Below are 1,607 nucleotides of genomic sequence, written 5' to 3' on the forward strand. Positions count from 1 at the left end.
TGGCCGACGCTTACAAGGTGCAGGCGCTCGCGGGCGAGCGGCTGACGGCGTGGACGGCGCTGCACGCGGCGACGCGCGGCGCGGCCCAGGCGCTCGGCCGGGGCGCGGAGATCGGCACCCGCGAGGCGGGGCGCATTGCCGACGTCTGCGGCGGGGATGTCGCGGTGGGGCCGGAGCCGCTGCGCCGGCACGAGGTGGCCCGCACCTTGCATGAGCGCGTCTTCGCCTGGATGACGCTCGGCGACGACCGCAACCTGGTGCAGGCCCGCGTCGCCGGTCGCGCGCACTACGATCGACCCGCCTTCCGGCCGGGTCCACACTAGCCTTCGATGCTCCGCCTCGAACTCGTCGACATCACCAAGCAGTACCCCGGGGTGCTCGCCAACAACGGCGTCGGCCTGCGCGTGGCGCCGGGCGAGATCCACGCCGTGCTGGGCGAGAACGGCGCCGGCAAGTCGACGCTGATGAAGATCATCTACGGCGCGGTCCGGCCCGACCGCGGCGAGATCCGCTGGGACGGCCGCCCGGTGCAGATCGCCTCGCCGGCCGAGGCGCGGGCGCTGGGCATCAGCATGGTCTACCAGCACTTCAGCCTGTTCGACACCCTGACCGCGGCCGAGAACGTCTGGCTCGGCCTCGACAAGTCGCTGTCGCTGGCCGAGGTCACCGCGCGAATCACGAAGGTCGCGGCCGAGTACGGCCTCGACGTGCACCCGCTGCGGCCGGTGCACACGCTCTCGGTCGGCGAGCGGCAGCGGGTCGAGATCGTGCGCGCGCTGATGACCTCGCCGCGCCTGCTCATCCTCGACGAGCCGACCTCGGTGCTCACGCCGCAGGCGGTGCAGACGCTCTTCGTGACGCTGAGGAAGCTCGCCGCCGAAGGCTGCGCCATCCTCTACATCTCGCACAAGCTCGACGAGATCCGGGCCCTGTGCCACCACTGCACCGTGCTGCGCGGCGGCAAGGTCACCGGCGAGGTCGACCCGACGAAGGAGAGCAACGCCAGCCTGTCGCGCCTCATGATCGGCGCCGAGCCGCCGCAGCTGCAGCATCGCGACCGGCGGCCGGGCGCGGTCGTCCTCTCCGTGCGCGAGCTGTCGCTGGCCAAGGAGGACCCGTTCGGCACGACCCTGGAGAAGGTGTCGTTCGAGGTCCGCGCCGGCGAGGTCGTCGGCATCGCCGGCGTGTCCGGCAACGGCCAGCAGGAGCTGATGGCGGCGCTCTCGGGCGAGGACGCGCGCGCCCCGGCCGGCTCGATCGGCCTCTTCGGCCGCGACATTGTGCGCGAGACGCCGCGGCAGCGCCGCCGCGGCGGCCTGCACTTCATTCCCGAGGAGCGGCTCGGCCGCGGCGCGGTGCCGACGCTGTCGCTGGCGCAGAACACGCTGCTCACGCGCACGCGGGCGGTCGGCGTCGGCGGGTGGCTGCGCATCGGCGACGTGCGCGCGCTGGCCGAGGCGCTCATTCGCCGCTTCAACGTCAAGGCCGGCGGCCCCGACTCGGCCGCGAAGAGCCTGTCCGGCGGCAACCTGCAGAAGTTCATCGTCGGCCGCGAGATCGACGCCGACCCGAAGCTGCTCGTCGTCTCGCAGCCGACCTGGGGCGTC

Annotated in this window: 1 protein-coding gene and 1 pseudogene; both read left to right on the forward strand. The window is 73.1% G+C overall.

Features of this window, described 5'->3' with window-relative positions; all coding sequences use genetic code 11:
* Positions 1–323: pseudogene (locus AC30N0_RS10660) on the forward strand (guanine deaminase); the annotation flags it as partial.
* A 6-nt stretch (positions 324–329) separates the two neighbouring features.
* The coding region (locus tag AC30N0_RS10665) for an ABC transporter ATP-binding protein (RefSeq protein ID WP_489517892.1) at positions 330–1,607 on the forward strand (1,278 nt) is incomplete at its 3' end.

It is taken from the genome of Rhizobacter sp. (assembly GCF_031412495.1).
Classification (GTDB): domain Bacteria; phylum Pseudomonadota; class Gammaproteobacteria; order Burkholderiales; family Burkholderiaceae_C; genus Schlegelella_A.